This is a genomic window from uncultured Frigoribacterium sp. (genome assembly GCF_963515265.1).
In the GTDB taxonomy this organism is placed as follows: domain Bacteria; phylum Actinomycetota; class Actinomycetes; order Actinomycetales; family Microbacteriaceae; genus Frigoribacterium.
In genome coordinates this window covers 1-3706 of the sequence record NZ_CAUPYL010000228.1, presented here as the reverse complement: position 1 = coordinate 3706, position 3706 = coordinate 1, and the positions used below count along the sequence as shown (strand labels likewise).

Annotated in this window: 5 protein-coding genes; 2 read left to right on the top strand and 3 right to left on the bottom strand. The window is 73.2% G+C overall.

Annotation, left to right across the window (positions count from 1 at the left end; all coding sequences use genetic code 11):
- Nucleotides 1-1299, bottom strand: a 1299-nt coding sequence (locus RWM17_RS13060) for a DEAD/DEAH box helicase (RefSeq protein WP_314104330.1), incomplete at its 3' end; no start/stop codon positions are given.
- An 87-nt stretch (nt 1300-1386) separates the two neighbouring features.
- Here RWM17_RS13060 and RWM17_RS13055 point away from each other — a divergent pair.
- Nucleotides 1387-2106: a ferritin-like fold-containing protein gene (locus RWM17_RS13055; RefSeq protein WP_314104327.1), complete on the top strand. Its 720-nt coding sequence runs from the start codon at nt 1387-1389 to the stop codon at nt 2104-2106.
- A gap of 40 nt (nt 2107-2146) precedes the next feature.
- Here the strand turns inward: RWM17_RS13055 and RWM17_RS13050 are convergent, their stop codons facing one another.
- Both RWM17_RS13050 and RWM17_RS13045 read right to left on the bottom strand, forming a co-directional pair.
- Nucleotides 2147-2437, bottom strand: a complete 291-nt coding sequence (locus RWM17_RS13050) for a hypothetical protein (protein ID WP_314104324.1) — start codon at nt 2435-2437, stop codon at nt 2147-2149.
- Between the two features lies 1 nt (nt 2438).
- Nucleotides 2439-2663, bottom strand: a complete 225-nt coding sequence (locus RWM17_RS13045) for a DUF3107 domain-containing protein (protein ID WP_123548145.1) — start codon at nt 2661-2663, stop codon at nt 2439-2441.
- 121 nt (nt 2664-2784) lie between these two features.
- Between RWM17_RS13045 and RWM17_RS13040 the strand changes: the two genes are divergently transcribed.
- On the top strand, nt 2785-3706 hold a 922-nt coding region (locus tag RWM17_RS13040), incomplete at its 3' end, for a UvrD-helicase domain-containing protein (RefSeq protein WP_314104323.1).

The window sequence follows — 3706 nt, the reverse complement described above, 5'->3', positions numbered from 1 at the left end:
CGACTGCTCGCCCCCGCGACGACCGGACTCGCCCTCGGCGCTGCGCGACCGGCTGCGCGAGCCGGGGTTGCGCTCGCGGGCCGTGGCGGCGCCGCCCTCGACGGCGGCCTTCGGGGCCGACTTGAGGCGGCCCTTCGTGCCGACGGGGATGTCGAGGTCCTCGAAGAGGTGGGGGCTCGACGAGTACGTCTCGACGGGCTCGGGCTGGCCCATGTCGAGGGCACGGTCGATGAGGGCCCACTTGTGCAGGTCGTCCCAGTCGACGAACGTGACCGCGATGCCGGTCTTGCCCGCGCGGCCCGTCCGGCCGGCACGGTGCAGGTACGTGTCGTGGTCGTCGGGGACCGTGTGGTTGATCACGTGCGTCACGTCGTTCACGTCGATGCCGCGTGCCGCGACGTCGGTCGCGATCAGGATGTCCTTCTTGCCGGCCTTGAAGGCCGCCATCGCGCGCTCGCGCTGCTCCTGGTTCAGGTCGCCGTGCACGGCGGCGGCGTTGAAGCCGCGGTCGTTCAGCTCTTCGACCAGCTTCGCGGCGGCGCGCTTCGTGCGGGTGAAGACGACGGTCTTGCCGCGGCCCTCGGCCTGCAGGATGCGCGCGATGACCTCGTCCTTGTCGAGCGAGTGGGCCCGGTAGACGACGTGCTTGATGTTCGCCTGCGTCAGGCCCTCGTCGGGGTCGGTGGCGCGGATGTGGATCGGCTTCGTCATGAAGCGGCGGGCCAGCGCCACGATCGGGCCGGGCATCGTCGCCGAGAACAACATGGTGTGGCGCGTCGCCGGCACCTGCTGGAAGATCTTCTCGATGTCGCTGAGGAAGCCCAGGTCGAGCATCTTGTCGGCCTCGTCGAGCACCACTTCCTGCACGCCCTTGAGGTCGAGGAGGCGCTGGCCGGCCAGGTCGAGGAGGCGCCCGGGGGTGCCCACCACGATCTGCGCGCCGGCCTTGAGCTGCTCGACCTGGCCCTCGTAGGCCTTGCCGCCGTAGATGCTGACGACCTTGGTGTCGCGGTTCGACGTGGCCACCACGAGGTCCTCGGCGACCTGCACGCAGAGCTCCCGGGTCGGGACGACGACCAGCACCTTGACGCCGGGCTCGGGGGAGAGGCCGATGCGCTGGACGATGGGGAGGCCGAAGCCGAGGGTCTTGCCGGTGCCCGTCTTGGCCTGGCCGATGATGTCCTGGCCGGAGAGCGCGAGCGGGATGGTCTGGGTCTGGATGGGGAACGGTTCGAGGATCCCCTTCGCAGCCAGTGCGTCGACCATGTCCTGGTCGATCTGAAGATCGGTGAAAGTCACGTAGTTGCCCTGTCTCATGTGTAGGCGGATCGCGGACAGTTTAGCCCGTCGTGCGGCCACGACCCCCGGACCCCGTAAGCTTGCGGCGTGGTGTCATGGAAGGGCCGGAGGTCTCAGCGCGGCGTCCCGTCCATCCAGTGGCCGCGGCCCGCCTCCAAGGCCGTGCCCGTGAACCGGGTCGAGCTCGGCGACTTCACCCCAGACCTCGACGTCTACCTCGGTCAGGCCGCCTACCTTGAGCTGTCCCTCTTCGAGGGCCTCGGCCGTGCCGCGGAGTCCGCCCCGCACGTGCGCGCGCAGCGGATGACCGCCCGTGTGGCCGGCAGCACCCTCGACCGGCACCGGGGCCTGCTCGCCGAGATCGAGCGCACGGGAGGCGACCCGACGGTCTCGATGGAGCCTCACCGCCACGCCGTGGACGAGTTCCGCCGACGCACCGAGGGCGCCGACTGGCACGAGGCGATCCTCGCCTCCTACGTCGCCGCCGGTCTGCTGAACGACGTGTTCGTCCGACTGGCGGCGGGCCTGGCCGCCGACCACCGCGAGCGCATCGTTCGCGTGCTGGAGGCGGGGGACGACGAGTCCGCCATCGTGGCCGAGCTCTCGACGGCCATCGAGGACGACCCGCAGCTCGCCTCGCGCCTGGCCCTGTGGGGCCGCCGACTCGTCGGCGACACGCTGCTCGTGGCCCGCGCGGCGATCTCCGCCTCGCACGAGTCGGCCGACGACGAGCGGCTCGAGCCGGTCTTCACCGAGCTCGTGGCGGCGCACACGCGCCGGATGGACGCACTCGGCCTCACGGCCTGACGGCCTGACGGCACGGCGCCACCGGGCAGCCCTCGCGGCGTCAGCCCCGCATGAGGCGGGCGAGCAGGTCGCCGTCGCGGCGCCTCCTCGCCGTCGCCGCGACGCGGCAGACCACGATCGCGACGACGCCCGACAGCACGAGCGAGACGACCCAGATCCAGCCGCCGTCGGGCGTCAGCCCCGCCAGGAGGAGGACCTGCCAGGCGACGGCCGCGACGGACGCCGCGGCCGCGGGGGCCAGGAGCACCCCGCGGGTGTCGTGGGCCGGCAGCGCGAAGTGGGCGACGAAGCCCAGCAGCGCGCCGCCGAGCACGACGAAGAGGAGCTCCATGTCAGCTGACGAAGCCGACGCGGCGGTTCTCGTCGGAGCCGACCTCGACGTAGGCGAGGGAGGCGGTGGGCACGAGGTAGGTCTTGCCCTTCGAGCCGGCGAGGGTGACGTACGTCTTGCTGCCGTCGAGGGCGTCGGCGACGATCGCCTCGACCTCGGCCGCGGTCTGCGACGTCTCGAAGCTGATCTCACGGGGGCTGTTGGTGATGCCGATGCGAATGTCCACGTCGCCACGATATCCGACCGGGCCCGGTGCGGCCTGACGCGTTCACCGAGAGCGCAAGCGGCGTCGCGGGACCGACCCGCGCCGCTCCTCGGTGTCGGCGGCAGCCGCTAGCGTCGACCACATGGTGACGACCTCCTTCCGCCCGGTCGCGGGCACCGACACCAGGCCGCCGGTCGAGCTCGACGCGTCCCAGCGGGCGGTGCTCGAACTGCCCGACGGCGTCTCCGCCGCGGTGATCGGGGCCCCGGGCACCGGCAAGACGACCGCCCTCGTCGAGTTCGTCGCCGACCGGCTCGAGACCCGGGGCTGGGCACCCGGCTCCGTGACGGCGCTGACGCCGTCCCGCACGACGGCCACGCGCCTCCGCGACGTCCTGGCCTCCCGGCTCGACGTGCCCACCCCCGGCCCGCTCGCGCGGACGGTCTCCTCCCTCGCCTTCGACGTGGTCGGCCACGCCGCCCGTCTCGCGGGCGCCGAGCCGCCCGCGCTCCTCACCGGGGGAGACCACGACTCGGTCGTGCGCTCGATGCTCGAGGGCCACGAGGCCGACGGCACGGGCCCTCGGTGGCCCGACGACCTCGGCCCCCGCGTCCGCGTGCTCCGGGGGTTCCGCACCGAGCTGCGCGAGGTGATGATGCGTGCGACCGAGCAGGGCCTCTCGCCCGACGACCTGCGTCGGCTCTCCGCGGCGCGCGACCGGCCCGAGTGGGGCGCCGTCGCCGACTTCGTCGACGAGTACCACGGCGTCGTCGACGCCATGCCGGGCCGCCGGCTCGACTCGGCCGAGCTCGTCGACTGGGCCGTGGCGGCGCTCGACCGCGGCGAGACCGCACCGGTCGTCGACGGCCTCCGTGCCGTGCTCGTCGACGACGCCCAGGAGGCCACCGAGTCCACTGTCGCCCTGCTCCGCGCCCTGGCGCGCCGCGGGGTCGCCGTGATCGCGCTCGGCGATCCCGACCTGGCCACGAGCGCGTTCCGCGGCGGCAGCCCCGACGTGCTCGGCCGGCTCGGTCAGCGGCTCGGCCTGCCCGACGCGCGGACGC